General features: G+C 73.2%; 12 protein-coding genes. 9 read left to right on the top strand and 3 right to left on the bottom strand.

Annotation, left to right across the window (positions count from 1 at the left end):
- Nucleotides 1-6 precede the first annotated feature (6 nt).
- Both AC156L_RS22835 and AC156L_RS22830 read left to right on the top strand, forming a co-directional pair.
- A complete protein-coding gene (locus tag AC156L_RS22835; protein ID WP_330878315.1) occupies nucleotides 7-1,770 on the top strand; it encodes a dipeptide/oligopeptide/nickel ABC transporter permease/ATP-binding protein in 1,764 nt (587 codons plus the stop codon).
- Nucleotides 1,767-2,627 (top strand): ATP-binding cassette domain-containing protein, encoded by an 861-nt coding sequence (locus AC156L_RS22830; protein ID WP_330878316.1) that lies wholly within the window; start codon nucleotides 1,767-1,769, stop codon nucleotides 2,625-2,627. Before AC156L_RS22835 ends, AC156L_RS22830 begins: the two co-directional genes overlap by 4 nt.
- Before the next feature lie 220 nt (nucleotides 2,628-2,847).
- Here the strand turns inward: AC156L_RS22830 and AC156L_RS22825 are convergent, their stop codons facing one another.
- Nucleotides 2,848-4,998 carry an alpha-galactosidase gene (locus tag AC156L_RS22825; RefSeq protein WP_330878317.1) on the bottom strand — a complete coding sequence of 717 codons (2,151 nt, stop codon included), beginning with the start codon at nucleotides 4,996-4,998 and terminating at the stop codon, nucleotides 2,848-2,850.
- Nucleotides 4,999-5,104: 106 nt separating this feature from the next.
- Here AC156L_RS22825 and AC156L_RS22820 point away from each other — a divergent pair, with 106 nt between their 5' ends.
- From AC156L_RS22820 to AC156L_RS22805, 4 genes are all read left to right on the top strand, one after another.
- On the top strand, nucleotides 5,105-7,543 hold the full coding sequence (locus AC156L_RS22820; protein WP_330878318.1) for a glycoside hydrolase family 2 protein: 2,439 nt from the start codon (nucleotides 5,105-5,107) through the stop codon (nucleotides 7,541-7,543).
- Nucleotides 7,544-8,404, top strand: coding sequence for a LacI family DNA-binding transcriptional regulator (locus tag AC156L_RS22815; protein WP_330878319.1), 861 nt, complete (start codon nucleotides 7,544-7,546; stop codon nucleotides 8,402-8,404).
- Between the two features lie 44 nt (nucleotides 8,405-8,448).
- Entirely contained in the window at nucleotides 8,449-9,402 is a 954-nt protein-coding gene (locus tag AC156L_RS22810; RefSeq protein WP_484407252.1) for an aldo/keto reductase, read from the top strand.
- Nucleotides 9,403-9,483: 81 nt separating this feature from the next.
- Nucleotides 9,484-10,458 (top strand): ROK family protein, encoded by a 975-nt coding sequence (locus AC156L_RS22805; RefSeq protein WP_330878321.1) that lies wholly within the window; start codon nucleotides 9,484-9,486, stop codon nucleotides 10,456-10,458.
- Here the strand turns inward: AC156L_RS22805 and AC156L_RS22800 are convergent.
- Nucleotides 10,385-11,350, bottom strand: a complete 966-nt coding sequence (locus tag AC156L_RS22800) for an acetylxylan esterase (RefSeq protein WP_484407245.1) — start codon at nucleotides 11,348-11,350, stop codon at nucleotides 10,385-10,387. The genes AC156L_RS22805 and AC156L_RS22800 overlap by 74 nt on opposite strands.
- Before the next feature lie 133 nt (nucleotides 11,351-11,483).
- Between AC156L_RS22800 and AC156L_RS22795 the strand changes: the two genes are divergently transcribed.
- Both AC156L_RS22795 and AC156L_RS22790 read left to right on the top strand, forming a co-directional pair.
- Nucleotides 11,484-12,524, top strand: a complete 1,041-nt coding sequence (locus AC156L_RS22795; RefSeq protein WP_330878323.1) for a LacI family DNA-binding transcriptional regulator — start codon at nucleotides 11,484-11,486, stop codon at nucleotides 12,522-12,524.
- A 79-nt stretch (nucleotides 12,525-12,603) separates the two neighbouring features.
- Nucleotides 12,604-13,662 carry a ricin-type beta-trefoil lectin domain protein gene (locus AC156L_RS22790; protein ID WP_330878324.1) on the top strand — a complete coding sequence of 353 codons (1,059 nt, stop codon included), beginning with the start codon at nucleotides 12,604-12,606 and terminating at the stop codon, nucleotides 13,660-13,662.
- A 15-nt stretch (nucleotides 13,663-13,677) separates the two neighbouring features.
- On the opposite strand, the gene AC156L_RS22785 is transcribed toward AC156L_RS22790, so the two are convergent.
- Nucleotides 13,678-14,982, bottom strand: a complete 1,305-nt coding sequence (locus tag AC156L_RS22785) for an aKG-HExxH-type peptide beta-hydroxylase (protein WP_484407244.1) — start codon at nucleotides 14,980-14,982, stop codon at nucleotides 13,678-13,680.
- A gap of 464 nt (nucleotides 14,983-15,446) precedes the next feature.
- On the opposite strand from AC156L_RS22785, the gene AC156L_RS22780 reads away from it, so the two are divergent.
- On the top strand, nucleotides 15,447-16,016 hold the full coding sequence (locus tag AC156L_RS22780; RefSeq protein ID WP_330878326.1) for an NUDIX hydrolase: 570 nt from the start codon (nucleotides 15,447-15,449) through the stop codon (nucleotides 16,014-16,016).
- Nucleotides 16,017-16,710: the final 694 nt, after the last annotated feature.

Here is a 16,710-nt window from a genome sequence, read left to right as displayed (position 1 = left end):
CTGACTATGTCCACGGCGGACGTGAAGCGGCGGGTGCTGCCGCGCTGGTCGCCCAAGCTGGCGGTCGGGTTGGGACTCATCGGGGGCGTCGTGCTCCTCGGGCTCGTCGGGCCGCTCGTGGTCGGCGACCCGAACACCGTGCGGGACGCCGGCCTCACCCCGCCCGGTGCCGAGCACTGGCTCGGCACCACCCAGACCGGGCAGGACGTGGTGGCGCAGATCGCCTACGCCACCAGGGGGTCGTTGCAGATCGGCCTGGTCGTCGGGGTGCTGGCCACGGTGCTGTCCGCGATCTTCGGGATCGTCGGCAGCTACGCGGGCGGGATCGTCGACGAGGCGTTCTCGCTGTTCTCCAACGTGATGCTGGTGATCCCCGGCCTGCCGCTGGTGATCGTGATCGCCGGGTTCGTCCCCGCCGCGCAGCGCGGGTCGTGGACGATCGCGATCGTGCTGGCCATCACCGGGTGGGCGGCGTCGGCCCGTGTGCTGCGGGCGCAGACGCTGTCGCTGCGGAACCGTGACTACGTGGCCGCGGCGCGGGTGGCGGGGGAGAGGGCCTGGCGGGTGATCACCGTCGAGATCCTGCCGAACCTGCTGCCGGTGCTGGCGTCGCAGTTCGTGTTCGCGGTGGTGCTGGCGATCCTGAGCGAGGCGGGGCTGTCGTTCCTCGGGCTCGGCGCCTCGAACTCGTCGACGCTCGGGACGATGCTGTACTACGCGCAGAACGGGTTCGCGCTCCAGCGCGAGGCCTGGTGGTGGTTCGTGCCGCCGGGCCTGGTGATCGCGCTGTTCGGGTGCGGGCTGTCGCTGGTGAACTTCTCGATCGACGAGATCATCAACCCGAAGCTGCGGGACGTGCCGCGGAAGCCGGGGAAGGTGGCCTCGACGGTGGCCGCCGCCCCCGCTTCGCGCGGGGAGGACGACGCGGTGCTGACGGTGTCGGGGTTGTCCGTGGTGTACCAGGGGGAGAAGCCCGTGCACGCCGTGCGGGACGTGTCGTTGACGTTGCGGCGCGGGGAGGTCCTGGGGTTGGCGGGCGAGTCCGGGTGCGGGAAGACGACCCTGGCGTACGCGGTCAGCCGGCTGCACGAGCCGCCCGCGGAGGTGACGTCCGGGGCGGTGACGTTCCACGACCGCGACGGGACCGACGTGGACGTGCTCGGGCTCGGCGTGGAGGAGCTGCGGGCGTTCCGGTGGTCGAAGCTGTCGATGGTGTTCCAGGGGGCGATGAACGCGCTGAACCCGGTCACGTCGGTGGCGGCCCAGCTCGACGACGTGCTGCTGACGCACCGGCCGGAGATGTCGCGGGAGGAGCGGCGGGCGCGGTGCGTCGAGGTGTTCAGGCTGGTCGGGGTCGACCCGGCCCGGCTGGGGGCCTACCCGCACGAGCTGTCCGGCGGGATGCGGCAGCGCGTGATGATCGCGATGGCGCTGCTGCTCGACCCGCAGGTGATGATCATGGATGAGCCGACGACGGCGTTGGACGTGGTGGTGCAGCGGGGGATCCTGCTGGAGATCCTGAAGTTCCGCGACTCGCTGGGGTTCGCGGTCGTGTTCATCACGCACGACCTGCCGCTGCTGCTGGAGATCGCGGACCGGATCGCGGTGATGCGGGACGGGGAGGTCGTGGAGCTGGACACGGCCGAGGAGCTGAACCTCCGGCCCCGGCACCCGTACACGCGCGAGCTGCTCGACTCGTTCCCGAGCCTCACCGGGGACCGCGGGTCGTTCGTGCGCGGGACGCCCGCGCTGGACGGAGGGGTGCGATGAGCGCGCTGGAAGCTCGGGAGCTGGTGAAGGACTTCTCGGTCCGGAACGGGTTGCGGCGCTCGGTCCTGCGGGCGGTGGACCGGGTGTCGTTCACGCTGTCGGCAGGGCGGACGGTCGCGCTGGTGGGCGAGTCCGGGTCGGGGAAGTCGACCATCGCCCGCATGATCGCCCGGTTGGAGAAGCCGTCGTCCGGGGAGATCGTGGTCGGGGACGGGGCCGTGCTGGCGGACCGCGAGTACCGGCACCGCGTGCAGATGGTGTTCCAGGACCCGTTCGCCTCGTTGAACCCGTTCCACACCGTGGAGCACCACCTGGCCCGGCCGCTGGCCCTGCACGGGAGGGCCCGAGGGGGTGCGGAGACGGCGGCTCTCGTGCGGGAGCTGCTGGAGCGGGTGGCGCTGCCGCCGGAGTTCGCGTCGCGGCGGCCCCACGAGCTGTCCGGTGGGCAGCGGCAGCGGGTGGCCATCGCACGGGCGTTGGCTCCAGGGGCGGAGATCGTGGTGGCGGACGAGCCGGTGTCCATGTTGGACGTGTCGATCCGGTTGGGGGTGTTGACGCTGCTGGCGCGGTTGCAGCGGGAGGAGGACCTGGCGGTCCTGTACATCACCCACGATCTCGCCACGGCTCGGCACTTCTCCGATGAGATCCTGGTGCTGTACCGGGGGCGGGTGGTGGAGCGGGGGCCTGCCGACCAGGTGATCCTGGAGCCCCGGCACCCGTACACGAAGCTGCTGGCCGCTGCCTCCCCCGATCCCTCTGCCAGGGGGAGGGAGTTCTCCGTTGGGCGGGAGGTGGTGGAGGCCGCGGGGGCCGCTGCTTCGTACGATCACTTCGCCGGGACGTGGTCCTCTGGGTGAGGAAGGGCAGGCAAGGCGGGTGGTAGGCCTTGCGACCTGCGAACCGGCACGTGGTGCCTGGAAGCGTGGCCGGTTTTACTCGGGGGATTCGACCCTTTGTCGGGCTGAGGGCTTCCCACCTGCCCTTCTTGGCCCGGCAAAGGGTCGAATCGAGGGGCCCCACGTCACCTCGGCCACACCACGCTGGAACTCGCACCTCTCCCTGACGAGCCGCGGCTCCCTAACGAGCCGTGGCTCGGACGAGCACCAACCGCTCCGGGAACAGGACCGGAGCCTGGACCCCCGCCACCGCCAGCGCGCGGCCGGTCGTGGTGATGCCCTCGTCGGTCCACCACGGGAGCCGCACGCCCCACCGGACGGCGTTGCCGTCCGGGACGTCGCCCGGTGCCTGCGGGCGCACGTGGTAGGTCCTCTCCGGGTCCAGGCCGGGGAGGCGCACCGGGCCGGTGGGGTAGTAGGCGGAGGTGTCCGTGGCGACGATGGCGTAGAGGGCGTCCGTGCCGTCCTTCGCGACCACGCCGTGGACGTGGTACGCCGGGTCCGGGTGGTCCGCGTGCACGGCCGTGCCGGTGTGCAGGAGGCCGCGCACCTCCTTGTACAGGGCCACCCATTCCGCCAGGCGGGTGCGGTCCTCCTCCGATGCCTTGGTGAGGTCCCACTCGATGCCGAAGTGGCCGAAGAGGGCGGTGCCCGCGCGGAAGTCGAGCGGGTGCCTGCGGTGGGTGGTGTGGGAGGTGCCCGAGCCCACGTGGGTGCCCATCAGCTCCAGCGGGACGAGGGTGTTGGTCCAGCGCTGGATGCTCTGCCGTTCCAGGGCGTCGATGCAGTCGGAGACCCAGACCCGGTCGGTGCGCTGGAGGATGGCGAGGTCCACGCGACCGCCGCCGGAGGAGCACGACTCGATCTCCACGGTGGGGTGCTGGGCGCGCAGTTCGTCCAGCAGGCGGTAGGTCGCGAGGGTCTGGCCGTGGACGCCCGCGCGGCCCGTCGGGCGGTGGCCCGCCTCCACCAGGTCCCTGTTGTGGTCCCACTTGAGGTAGGAGATGTCGTAGGTGGACAGCAGGTCGTCGAGGCGGTCGAAGACGTACCGGAACGCCTCCGGGCGGGCGAGGTCCAGCACCTGCTGGTTGCGGGCCGCGCCGGGGAGGCGGTCGCCGGGGGCCATGATCCAGTCCGGGTGGGCCCTGGCGAGGTCCGAGTCCTCGTTGATCATCTCCGGTTCGACCCAGAGGCCGAACTGGAGGCCGAGGCCGGTGACGTGGTCGATGATCGGGCCCAGGCCGTCCGGCCACACCTCGTCGGAGACGTACCAGTCGCCGAGACCGCGCCGGTCGTCGCGGCGGGAGCCGAACCAGCCGTCGTCGAGGACGAAGCGCTCGCCGCCGACGGCCGCCGCGGCGTCGGCCAGGTCCTTCAGCCGGGTCAGGTCGTGGTCGAAGTAGACGGCCTCCCAGGTGTTCACGACCACCGGGCGGGGGCTGGACGGGTGCTGGGGGCGGGCGCGGAGGTCGTCGTGGAAGCGGGCGGAGACCTCGTCCAGGCCCGCCCCGTAGGAGCCGTACTGCCACGGCGACGTGTAGGACTCGCCGGGCGCCAGTTCGACCTCGCCGGACAGCAGCAGTTCGCCGGAGCCGAGCAGGGAGACGGCGTGGAAGGTCCGCTCGGCGAACGTGCGGTGGTTGCCGGACCACGCCGTGTGGACGGCCCAGACCTCGCCGGTGCGGTGGCCGAACGCCTCCGTGCCCGCGGCGAGCAGGTACGCCGAGTCGTAGCCGGTGCGGCCCGTGCGGTTCTCCCTCATCCGCAGGCCCTGCGTGAACGCGGTGCGCAGCGGTGCGCGCTCCCGCAGGTGGCGACCGGTGAAGTCGAGCAGTTCCACGGCCTCCGGCGGCACCGGGAGGGTCAGGTTCACCGCGTCCACCGCGAACGGCGAGCCGCCGGTGTTGGTCAGCACCGCCCGCTGGCGGACCAGGCCCGCGGCGGTCAGCTCGACGGTCAGCTCCAGTGCGAGCGCCGCGGCGGTGTCCTCGGCGCGCACGACCACGCCGCCGTCGGACACCGACGTGGCGGTGACGCGGAAGGCGGTGGAGAAGTCGCGGCCCGCGCGGTTGCCGACCAGGCCGGGCGTGCCGAGCCAGCCTGCGGACTGCTCGGGCAGCACGGCGACGTCGACGGGGCCGCCGATCGAGTTGCCGATCGGCTGCCGTTGCGTCGTGGTGCGCAGCGCGGCGAACGAGGCGTTCTCGCCGAGGTCGGCACCCCAGTGCAGCACCCTGGGCAGGGTGTCGCCGGACAGGTCCAGGGCGAGGCTCACCCCCGCCGCGCGCAGGTGTGCGTGGTCGGGGTTCGAGGCGAAGGGTGCGGAAGGCACGGTGAGCTACATCCCTGTCGGTCGTCGGAGCACCATCATTGACTTACTTTAGTTGCCGACGTAAGAATCGACCTGGTTTCGAGTCACTTCGTGGAGCGGGGACCCCATGATCCACCAGACCTTGCACGACGGGTGGCACCTGAGCGCGGTGTCGGGCGACGTGCCCGAGGCCGTCCGGGGTGTGAGCGTGCCCGCCGAGGTGCCCGGCAGCACCCACCTCGACCTGCTGGCCGCCGGGTTGATCCCCGATCCCTACCTCGACCGCGCCGAGGAGGAGCTGGCCTGGGTGCACCGCGCCGACTGGCGCTACGCGCTGGCGTTCGACGCGGACGCCCCCGCCGACGGCGAGCGGGTCGACCTGGTCTTCGACGGTCTCGACACGGTGGCGGAGGTCGAGCTGAACGGCGTGCCGCTCGGATCGGTGCGGAACATGCACCGCGGCTACCGGTTCGACGTGCGGGACGTGCTGCGGGCGGGCTCGAACGACCTGGTGGTCACCTTCCGGTCCGCGCTGGCCCACGCCGAGGAGGTCGAGGCGGAGCTGGGCTGGCGCGACCACGCGTACCCGCACCCGTTCAACATGGTCCGCAAGATGGCCTGCTCGTTCGGCTGGGACTGGGGGCCCGACCTCCAGACGGCGGGCATCTGGAAGCCCGTCCGGCTGGAGCGGTGGTCGACGGCCAGGCTCGCGTCCGTGCGCCCGCTGGTGACGGTCGACGGCGAGGGCCGCGTCGAGGTGCGGGTGGACGTCGAGGGCGGGGAAGACCTCGTGCTGGTGGCCACCGTGGCCGGTCGTTCGGAGCGCGTGCGGGTGGACGGCGGTGCCGCCGCGGTCACCGTCGTCGTGCCGGACCCGGAGCTGTGGTGGCCGGTCGGGTACGGCCCGCAGCCCCTCTACGACCTGGAGGTCGAGCTGCTCGCGGACGGCGAGGTCGTCGACTCCGCCGAGCAGCGGATCGGCTTCCGCACCATCACCGTCGACACCGAGCCCGACGAGATCGGCACCCCGTTCACCTTCGTGGTCAACGGGAAGCGCGTGTTCGCCAAGGGCGCCAACTGGATCCCGGACGACCACTTCCTCACCCGGATCACCCGCGACCGGCTGGCCCGCCGGGTCGACCAGGCCGTGGGCGCGAACCTGAACCTGCTGCGGATCTGGGGCGGCGGGATCTACGAGACCGACGACTTCTACGACGTGTGCGACGAGCGCGGTGTGCTGGTGTGGCAGGACTTCCCGTTCGCCTGCGCCTCCTACCCCGAGGAGGAGCCGCTGCGCGGCGAGGTCGAGGCCGAGGCGCGCGAGAACGTCGCCCGGCTCGTCGGCCGCCCGTCGCTGGCGCTGTGGAACGGCAACAACGAGAACCTGTGGGGCTTCGCCGACTGGGGCTGGGCCGAGCAGCTCGCGGGCCGCACCTGGGGGCTGGGGTACTACACCGAGCTGCTGCCCGCGATCGTGGCCGAGCTGGACCCGACCCGGCACTACTCGCCGGGCAGCCCGTACAGCCCCGGCGACGTGCACCCCAACGACCCCGACCACGGCACGCGGCACGAGTGGGAGGTGTGGAACCGGCTCGACTACACCCACTACCTCGACCACGTACCGCGCTTCTGCTCCGAGTTCGGCTTCCAGGGGCCGCCGACGTGGGCCACGCTCACGAACTGGGTGCACGACGAGCCGCTGACGTCGACCTCACCGACGTTCCTGCTGCACCAGAAGGCCGAGGACGGCAACGGCAAGCTCGACCGCGGCCTGGCCGCCCACCTGCCCGTGCCCGAGGACTTCTCCGACTGGCACTGGGCGACCCAGCTCAACCAGGCCCGCGCGGTCGCGTTCGGCGTCGAGCACTTCCGGTCCTGGTGGCCGCGCACGGCGGGCGCGGTCGTGTGGCAGCTCAACGACTGCTGGCCCGCGACGTCGTGGGCGGCGGTCGACGGCGACGAGCGGCCCAAGCCGCTCTGGTACTCGCTGCGGCACGCCTTCGCGCCCCGGCTGCTGACGTTCCAGCCGAGGGACGGGCGGCTGGTGCTGGTCGCGGTGAACGACCACGACGAGGAGTGGTCCGGCGAGGTGGCGCTGGAACGGCTGACCTTCGGCGGCGACGTGCTGGAGGCGACTAGGCTCGCGTTCGCGGTGCGGGCCCGGACCGCGGCCCTGATCGAGCCGACCGAGCCACTGGTCACCCCGAACGACCCGGAAGGAGAGGTGCTGGTGGCCACCACGGCCGACGTGCGCGCCGTCCACCTCTTCGCCGAGGACCGCGACCTGTCCTACGCCCCGGCCCCGCTCAGCGCGCGGGTCGAGGCCGTGACCGGCGGCTACCGCGTCGACGTGCGCGCCACGTCGTTCGCGCGGGACGTCGCCCTGCTGGCCGACCGGGTGGCCCCGGACGCCGTCGTCGAGGAGATGCTGGTGCCGATGCTCGCGGGGGAGACCCGCTCGTTCCTGGTGCGCACGGCCGCCGTGCTGGCCGACCCGGCCGTGCTCGCCGCGCCGCACGTCCTGCGCTGCGCCAACGGCCTCGTGACCCCCGCGGTCAGGTCCTGAATGGGAGCCACCCCGACGGAGTCGGTCGGCGCGGTCGGGCTGGTGCTCGCCCGCCCGGCCCGGCTGCTCGGCGCCGAACCCTTCTTCATGGAGTTCATCGCGGGCATCGAGGAGCGCCTGTCCGAGCGCGGGCTGTCCGTGCTGCTGCACGTGGTGGCGGCGCACGACGCCGAGACCGCCGCGTACCGCCGGTGGGCCGCGCAGCACCTGGTGGACGCCGTCCTGCTGGTCAACCGGACGGTCGACGACCCCCGGCTGGCGGTGCTGCGCGAGGTCGGGCTGCCCACGATCGTCGTCGGCGAGCCGTCGCCGGACCTCCCGGTGCCCGCTGTGCGCTCCGACGACGCCGGGGCGATGGAGGAGGCGCTGGCGCACCTGCTGGAGCTGGGGCACCGGCACATCGCGCGGATCAGCGGACCGGGGGAGCTGCTGCACACCCGTGCCCGCTCGGCGGCGCTGCTCGCGGGCTGCCACGCGGCGGGCGTCGAGCCGGTGGTGCTGGAGGGCGACTACTCGGAGGAGTCCGGCGCGAAGCTCACGGCCGCGCTGCTCACCCGCGAGCGGCGGCCGACGGCGATCCTCTACGACAACGACGTGATGGCCGTGGCCGGGCTGAACGCGGCCAAGGAGTTCGGCGTCGCCGTCCCCACCGAGCTGAGCCTGCTCGCCTGGGACGACTCGACGCTGTGCAGGCTGGCCTCGCCCGCGCTGACCACGATGAGCGTCGACGTGCACCAGTTCGGCACCTCGGTCGCCGAGTCGGTGCTGGAGCTGATCGACGGCGCGCCCGTCGCGCAGCGGTGGTCACCGGCCGCCGTGCTCGTCCAGCGGGGCAGCAGTGCTCCCGCGCCCACCCCCTGAGGAGAACCGTGACCCACGCCGCCGCGGACACGCGCTACGACGACATGCCCTACCGCCGAGTCGGCCGCAGCGGGCTCAAGCTGCCCGCGGTGTCGCTCGGTCTGTGGCACAACTTCGGCGACGGAGACCGGACCACCGACGTCCAGCGGGCCGTGCTGCGCCGGGCGTTCGACCTCGGTGTGACGCACTTCGACCTGGCGAACAACTACGGCCCGCCGCCCGGTTCGGCCGAGGAGAACTTCGGCAGGCACTTCCGCCGCGACCTGCGGCCCTACCGCGACGAACTGGTGATCTCCACCAAGGCGGGCTACGGGATGTGGGCCGGTCCGTACGGCGAGTGGGGCTCGCGCAAGTCGCTGCTGTCCTCGCTGGACCAGTCGCTCGGCCGCCTCGGCCTGGAGCACGTGGACATCTTCTACAGCCACCGGCCCGACCCGGAGACGCCGATCGAGGAGACGATGGGCGCGCTCGACTCGGCCGTGCGGCAGGGGAAGGCGCTCTACGTCGGCATCTCCAACTACTCACCGGAGCAGACCGCCGAGGCGGCGCGGGTGCTGCGCGAGCTGGGCACGCCCCTGCTGGTCCACCAGCCGTCGTACTCCATGGTGAACCGGTGGATCGAGGACGGCCTCCAGGACGTGCTGGACACCGTCGGCGCCGGGTCGGTCGTGTTCTCGCCGCTGGCGCAGGGCCTGCTGACCGACCGGTACCTCAACGGCGTCCCGGCCGACTCCCGCGCGGCGTCCGACAGCCCGTTCCTCACCTCCGACCGGCTCACCGAGGAGACCCTCGGCAAGGTCAGGGCGCTGAACGACATCGCGAAGCGGCGCGGGCAGACGCTGGCCCAGATGGCCATCGCGTGGGTGCTGAGGGGCGGCCGGGTCACCTCGGCCCTCGTGGGCGCGAGCAGCGTGGCGCAGCTGGAGGACACGGTCGCGGCGACCGCGAACCTGGAGTTCGACCCCGACGAGCTGGCCGAGGTCGAGCGCCTGCTCTGACGTCCCCCGAAACGCGGCGTTGATCCGGTGGTGCTCACCGGGTGACTTCGCCGGAGCCCTCCACCCGACGAGGTGAGCCGCATGGCGCTGACGTTCGATCTCGCACTCGCCGTGGACGTGGGCGGCACGAAGCTGGCCGCCGCGCTCGTCGCGCCGGACGGGACGGTGGTGGACCGCAGGTCCGCCGCCACCCCGCCCGGTGACGGCGACGAGGTGTGGCGGGCGCTGGAGGTCGTGCTGGTCGGGTTGACCGCCGGTCACGACGTGGTCGGCGTGGGCATCGCCAGCGCGGCGCCGATGGACGTCCGCGCGGGCACCGTCAGCCCGGTCAACATCCGCGGCTGGCGCGGGTTCCCGCTCGTCGACCGGGTCTCCGCGCTGGTGCCCGGCGTGCCGGTGCGGCTGGCCGGGGACGCGGTCTGCATGGCGCTGGCCGAGTACCACCACGGCGCGGGCCGGGGGAGCCGCGCGCTGCTGGGCATGGTCGTGTCGACCGGTGTCGGCGGCGGGTTCGTGTTCGACGGCCGGGCCCACCTCGGCGCGCTCGGCAACGCCGGGCACGTCGGCCACTTCGTGCTCGAACCCGGCGGCCCGCTCTGCGCGTGCGGTGCCCGCGGCTGCTCGGAGGCCATCGCGAGCGGGCCGTCCATCGTGCGCTGGGCCTCCGACCGGGGCTGGCTCGCCGCGGGCGTCGCGGACGGCCGGTCGCTGGCCGCGTCCGCGCGGGCGGGCGACCCGATCGCGCGGGCCGCGTTCCGCCGGTCCGGGGAGGCCGTGGCGCGGGTGATCACCGTCGCCACCGCGCTGTGCGAGGTCGACCGGGTGGTGATCGGCGGCGGGGTGGCGCAGGCGTGGGACCTGCTCGGCCCGGCCGTCACCGGATCGCTCGCGGGGTGGCCCGGCCTGGACTTCATCCGGCACGTCGACGTGCACCCGGCCCAGCTCGGCGTGGACGCCGGGCTGGTCGGGGCCGCCGCGCTCGTCAGGGAGCCAGCACCGTCCGCAGGTGGCGAAGCTGGCGCTCCACGTGAGCCCGCGGCAGGGAGTGCCCGGTGAACGGGAACACCGCGATGTCCTTGGGGGCCGTGATCTCGTTGTAGGCCGCGTACACCGTCGACGGCGGGCAGACGTCGTCCATCAGCCCGGCCGTGAGCAGGCACTCCGCGGTGATCCGGCGGGCCAGCAGCGCGCAGTCGACGTACCGCAGGGTGTCCAGCGCCGCGGTCACCAGCTGCACGTTCTGGGCCAGGAAGTCGGCCACCTCGCTGTACGGCGCCTTGCCGGTGAGCGTGATCGCGCGCTGGAAGTCGCACAGGAACGGCACGTCCGCGTGGCACAGCTTCACCAGGTCGCCGCTGAGCGCGGCGGCGGCGAGCGCCAGCCCGCCGCCCTGGCTCACGCCGCTGACCGCGATCCGGTCGCGGTCGACGCCGTCCAGCCCGGCCACGACCTCCACGGCCCTGGCCGCGTCCACCATCAGCCGCGTGTAGTAGTAGGACTCCGGCCTCTCGATGCCCCTGGTCATCACGCCGGGGTGCGCCGGGCCCGCCAGCGCCGCGCCGGGGTCGCCGGTCGCGCCGACCGACCAGCGCCCGCCCTGGCCCCTGGTGTCCATCACGAACACCGCGAAACCCGTGCTGGGCAGCAGGGTGTGCTCGACCGGCAGGCCGCGCCCGCCGCCGTAGCCGATGAACGTGACCACGGTCGGCAGGGGGGCGTCGCCGCTGCCGGGCGGGCGGATGTACCAGGCGCGGATCGGGTCGCCGTCCGCGCCGGAGAACTCCACGTCCGCGACCGGCAGCGCGCCGTACGCCTCGGGCTCGTGCGGTGTCACGACCGGTGGCCTGGCCGCCGCCCGCGCCTCGTCCAGCCGGGCCTTCCACCACTCGTCCAGGCCGTCCGGCTCGACGGTGGGCGTGCGGTAGGAGACCAGCTGGTCGGCGGGCATGTCGAACCACGGCACGGGAGACCCCCAGGGTGCTTAACCGATTGACCGTCCGAAGACTACTCTCGCGCGGGTGGCGTGCGGACCGGTCGTCCGGGGCTAGACTTCCGTGATCAACAAGCGGTAGGGGGCGTCGGTGCGGGACAAGCGTCCGACCATCTCGGACATCGCGAAGGCGGCCGGTGTGTCGACCGGCGCGGTGTCGTACGCGCTCAACGGCAGGCCGGGCGTCTCGGAGACGACCCGAAGACGGGTCATGGACATCGCCGACCGGCTCGGCTGGGTGCCCAGCAGCGCCGCCCGCTCGCTGTCGGACGGCCGCGCCAACGCGATCGGGCTCGTGGTCGACCGGCCCGCCCGCGAACTCGGCGTCGAACCCTTCTTCGTGCAGCTGATCGCCGGGATCCAGGACGCGCTCGCCGACGGTCCGACCGCGCTGCTGCTCCAGGTCACCGACGACGCCACCGCCGAGCTGGAGGCCTACCGCCGCTGGTGGGCGGGCAGGCGCGTCGACGGGGTGCTGCTGGCCGACCTGCGCGCCGACGACCCGCGCGTCGACCTCGTGCGCGAACTCGGCCTGCCGACCGTGGTCCTCGCCGAACCCGTGCTGCCCGACCTGCCGTGCGTGTGGACCGACGACGAGTCCGCCGTGGCCGAGGTCGTCGAGTACCTGGTGGCGCTCGGCCACCGCCGGATCGTCCGCGTGGCGGGCCCGGACACGTTCGTGCACACCAGGATCAGGTCGAAGGCCTTCACCGAGGCCGCCGCCCGGCTCGGCCTGCGGGACGCGCGCGCCGTGCACGCCGACTACTCCGACGAGGCCGCGGCCCGCGTCACGCGCCGGGTGCTGACCGGTGCGGAACCGCCGACCGCGATGGTGTTCGACAACGACGTGATGGCCGTGTCGGCGCTCGCCGTGGCCCACGAGCTCGGCATCCCCGTGCCCGACCGGCTGTCGATCGTCGCCTGGGACGACTCCGCCCTGTGCAGGCTGGTGCGGCCCGCGCTGACCGCCGTGCGCAGGCCGATAGCCGAACGCGGGGCGACCGCCGTGCGCCTGCTGCTCGACGTGATCGGCGGCGGCGAGCCCCGCCACGTCAAGACCTCCGACCCCGAGCTGGTCCCGAGGTCCAGCACCGGCCCCGTTTCCGACCAGGCCTTGTCGCCCCGTCGTTAACCGCTTAACCTGGAACTGCCTGCCGGCTCACCACTCCCCAGTGGCGAGGAATCGCGTCCCTGCGATGGAAGGCTCTTCCATGAAAGCGCTCTTCGCCGTCCTGCTGGCACTCGCGGCGTGCCTGACCCCGTCGCTCCCCGCCTCGGCCGCCGCCCCCGTCCGGATCATGGCCCTCGGCGACTCGATCACCGGCTCACCCGGCTGCTGGCGCGCCCTGCTGTGGCAGCACCTCCAGGACACCGGGCTGACCGGCACCGACTTCGTCGGCACCCTGCCAGCGCAGGGCTGCGGATTCCCCCACGACGGCGAGAACGAGGGCCACGGCGGTTTCCTGGCCAGCAGGATCGCCGACGAGAACCAGCTGCCCGGCTGGCTGTCGGCCACGCTGCCCGACGTCGTCCTCATGCACCTGGGCACCAACGACGTGTGGAACGGCATCCCCGCCACCACGATCCTCACCGCCTACACCAAGCTCCTCGGCCAGATGCGCGCGAGCAACCCGGACACGAAGCTCCTGGTCGCCCAGATCATCCCGATGAACCCGACCGGCTGCTCCGCCTGCGCGCAGCGGGTGGTGGACCTCAACAGCGCCATCCCCGGCTGGGCCGCCGCCAACACCACGGCCCGCTCGCCGATCACCGTGGTCGACCAGTGGACCGGCTTCAGCACGGCGACCGACACCTACGACGGCGTGCACCCCAACGACGGCACCGGGATCCGCAAGATCGAGAGCCGCTGGTACCCGCCGCTGGCCGCCGTCCTGTCCGGCGCCCCCACCACGGGCACCGCGCTGGTGGGCACGCAGTCCGGCCGCTGCCTCGACGTCGGCGCCGAGGGCACGACCCGGCTGTGGGACTGCACCGGCGCCGCGAGCCAGCGGTGGACCGCCACCGCGGTGCGGGAACTGCGCACGGCGGCGTCGACCTGCCTGGAGGGCACGACCCCTGGCACCACCACCCTGGCCCGCCCGTGCACCGGCGCCGCGAACCAGCGGTGGACCGCCAACGCGGACGGCTCGCTCACCAACGCCCAGTCCGGCCTCTGCCTGGACGCCGTGGGCCAGGGCACCGCCAACGGCACCCGCACCGCCCCGTGGCCCTGCAACGGCCAGACCAACCAGAAGTGGACCCGGCGCTGACCGGTCCCGCCCCGCTCAGGCGTGGTCAGCGCGCAGCGCCGAGACCGTGTCGTAGGCCGCCACCAGGAACCGCCTGCCGAACGGCAGCACCTCGTCGGCCATGAGCGCCCGGCTGATCTCGCGCAGCAGCTCGTCGCTCCGGCGGGCCGCGGTGCGGGCGAGGACGGCCTCGTCGGGCGCCTCGACACCGAGGCGCCCGACGGGCCACCGGTGGTCCGCGACGGCGGTCAGCGCGGCGTGGTGCAGTGCGACGACCAGGGTGGTCGCCGCGATCCTCGGCACCAGGTCGCTGATGGGCGCGGCGTCGCGGCGCCACGACGTGGGGTAGCGGCGGCGGTCCGGCCGGTGCAGGGGCACCTCCCACCGCAGGACGCGCAGCCGGGTGCGGGCGTGCTCGTGGACCAGCGCCTCGGCGATCCTCAGCGGGTCCTCCTCGCCGAGGCTGATGCCGAACGCGCCCGACGTCGAGTCGGACGAGGTGCTGATCATCTCGCGGGCGGGCAGGCCGAACCTCCGGCCGTCCGGCTGGTGGTGGGGGACCATGACCCGCAGGGTGCGGTCCACCTGGTTCCCGGCCGCCGGGTCGAGGAACGACAGCAGGCAGGACCCGGAGTCGACCACGTCGATCCACGCGCGGGCCCTGGGCAGACCGGCGTCGAGGCGTTCGGCGGGCAGGACGCCGTCGGTGAGGCGGGGGTCGAACCCGTCCAGCACGAAGCCGCTGTGCCGGGTCTGGGGCAGGACGTAGGTGGGCGTCGTGCCCGCCGGCAGCGGCCGCCGCACCAGCAGCGGGTCGAACTCCACCGTGCCGCCGCTGGTCGTGACCCGCGTGGTGCCGTCCTCGGCCACCGAGACCCGTCCGCCCGCGCCGCTCACCACGAGCCTGCCCAGGTGCAGCGGAGCCACCAGGCCCGACCACGGGACCACCGGCTCCGTCCGACCGCACTGGGCGGCGGCGAGCAGCCCGCCGAGGCCCGCGGCCGAGGTCGGGTCCGGCGGCCCGCCGAGCCACTCCTCGAAGGCGGGCACGGAGAGCACGTCCTGGAGCAGGTGCCGCGGCGCGTGCGCGAGGAGGTCGAGCTGGTCGAGGCAGTCCCGGCGCACGGCGGGGTCGGCGGCGTCGAGGTGGAGCGTGAGCAGGTCGGCGAGCAGCGCCAACCGCCTGCGGTACACGGCTTCGCGGAGTCCGCGGTGGACGGCGGGGTTGTCCTCGTAGCGCACGAACGCGGTCAGGTGCTCGTCCGTCCAGGATCCGGTCTCGGCCAGGCCGAGGCGGGCGCGCAGGCGGTCGACGACCGCGGCGGCGTGGCAGGTGTTCACCGTGATCGGCTCCCGTGGTGGTTGGTGCCGGGCCGCGCGGTGCGGATCCGGGAGCGGTTCGGGCCGACCTCCTCGCGTACCCCTCACGACGCGGGGAAGCCGGCTCGCCGCCTCCCGTCGAGCTGCGCGTCCGGTGTGCCGGACGAGTGCGGCCAGAATTCCACGGCCCGCCGCCGGCGCGGCCGGATGTCCGCACTTTGGCGTGTTTTTGGCCTGAGATCGGGGGTTCGGCACCGCGGACCCGAGGTGCGGGTGGTCGGCGCAGGAGCGGTTCGGCCGGGTGGACGCCCGTTGGTCGGCCAGGCCGACCAGAACGCGCCCGAGAGGGCGTGAGCGCGGTGCGAATGGCGCGGCGGACCGCCCGACCGGGCGGTCGGAACGCCTTCGCCCCCGCGGCGCGGTGTCTATCAATTGGCCGCTTTCCGCGAACTTTTCGAGAACTCCGCGGTGGTTCGATTGATCGCATGACAGCGGAACTCCCGAGTGGTCCCGTCGACGCCGTGGCGGTGTGGCAGCGGTTGTCGTCGGTGGTGGTGCATTCCTCGCCCGCGTTCCAGGTCCGGCGGGACGAGGTCGTCGGACCGGACGGGGGGCACGAGGCGCGCACGCGCGTCGTGGTGCCCGCGTCGGTCACCGTCCTGGCCGTCGACGACCAGGACCGCGTGGTCCTCACCCGCCAGTGGGTCTACACCCACGGCGGCACCGAGTGGCGCCTGCCCGGCGGCCGGGTCCGCACCGCCGACGTCGACCCGGCCGCGGCGGCCAAGCGGGAACTCGCCGACAGCACCGGGTTGTGCGCGGCGGCGTGGACGAGGATCGGCCGCGTCCACGGGGCGGACCTGGTGTGCGACCACGTCGAGCACCTGTTCCGCGCGGACGGCGTGGCGCTGGGCGACCGGCTCCGCCGCCGCACCCAGCGGATGCGCCGCGTGCCCTTCACCGACGCGGTCGACCTCGTGCGCCTGGGACGGCTCCCGCACGCGGGCAGCGCCCACGCCGTGCTCGCGGAGGCGCTGCGCCGCACGGGTGCCTGATCCCACGGGCGTCGCACCGGGCTGACCGCCTGGTCGGCGCCCGTTTCCTGTCTCCGCTCGCCTCCGGAAACAGGAAACCCATTCTCACGTCCGTCAGGCCGGTTCATCGTTGTCCCATCGGCGAGAACGAGAGCCGGGCCCGCGGATCCCGAAATCGGGTTTCAGCCGGCGGACGACGCGATGAACGGACAACGGGGAAACAATCGTTTACCCACGTTTATTCGGCATGCCCTCTTCCGCTGGGAACACCGTTGGTCCGTGCGGTTCTCCGAAAGCGGGAAAGGAGGTGCCGTCATGGAGCCGCACTTCATCGCCACCACGTCCACCCCGGTCGTCTAGTCGCGCACCGCGCTCCCCGCGCCGCTCCTGCCGGGAGCGGGAGCCGCGCGGGGAACGGGGGCACCGGGCCGGTCCGGGGTCCGGGGACGCCACTGGACGCCGTAGCCGCGGCCGGGCTGGGCGCGTGGGAAGAGGTGCCGGCCGGTGAGAAGGGCGGGCGACCGACCCGGCGTTTCCGCTTGCGTTGATAGGCATGGCGACCCGAAACCCGGTTTCGGGTAAGAGCCTTGACCCGAAACCGAGCCGCACGAAACCGCTAGGAATCAGGGCACTCCTGCCACGACGCACGGGGTTTCGGGGTTTTGGGGTTTCGGGTCTAGGGGTTGATCCGCCGACTAGCACTCACTCATCACCA

The sequence above is a fragment of the Umezawaea sp. genome, assembly GCF_057122925.1.
This window is presented reverse-complemented; position numbering and strand designations above follow the sequence as displayed.

Coding starts and splice junctions, on each gene's coding strand:
- AC156L_RS22835 (WP_330878315.1), top strand. CDS start 7: ATGTCCACGGCGGACGTGAAGCGGCGGGTGCTGCCGCGCTGGTCGCCC.
- AC156L_RS22830 (WP_330878316.1), top strand. CDS start 1,767: ATGAGCGCGCTGGAAGCTCGGGAGCTGGTGAAGGACTTCTCGGTCCGG.
- AC156L_RS22820 (WP_330878318.1), top strand. CDS start 5,105: ATGATCCACCAGACCTTGCACGACGGGTGGCACCTGAGCGCGGTGTCG.
- AC156L_RS22815 (WP_330878319.1), top strand. CDS start 7,544: ATGGGAGCCACCCCGACGGAGTCGGTCGGCGCGGTCGGGCTGGTGCTC.
- AC156L_RS22810 (WP_484407252.1), top strand. CDS start 8,449: ATGCCCTACCGCCGAGTCGGCCGCAGCGGGCTCAAGCTGCCCGCGGTG.
- AC156L_RS22805 (WP_330878321.1), top strand. CDS start 9,484: ATGGCGCTGACGTTCGATCTCGCACTCGCCGTGGACGTGGGCGGCACG.
- AC156L_RS22800 (WP_484407245.1), bottom strand. CDS start 11,350: ATGCCCGCCGACCAGCTGGTCTCCTACCGCACGCCCACCGTCGAGCCG.
- AC156L_RS22790 (WP_330878324.1), top strand. CDS start 12,604: ATGAAAGCGCTCTTCGCCGTCCTGCTGGCACTCGCGGCGTGCCTGACC.
- AC156L_RS22780 (WP_330878326.1), top strand. CDS start 15,447: ATGACAGCGGAACTCCCGAGTGGTCCCGTCGACGCCGTGGCGGTGTGG.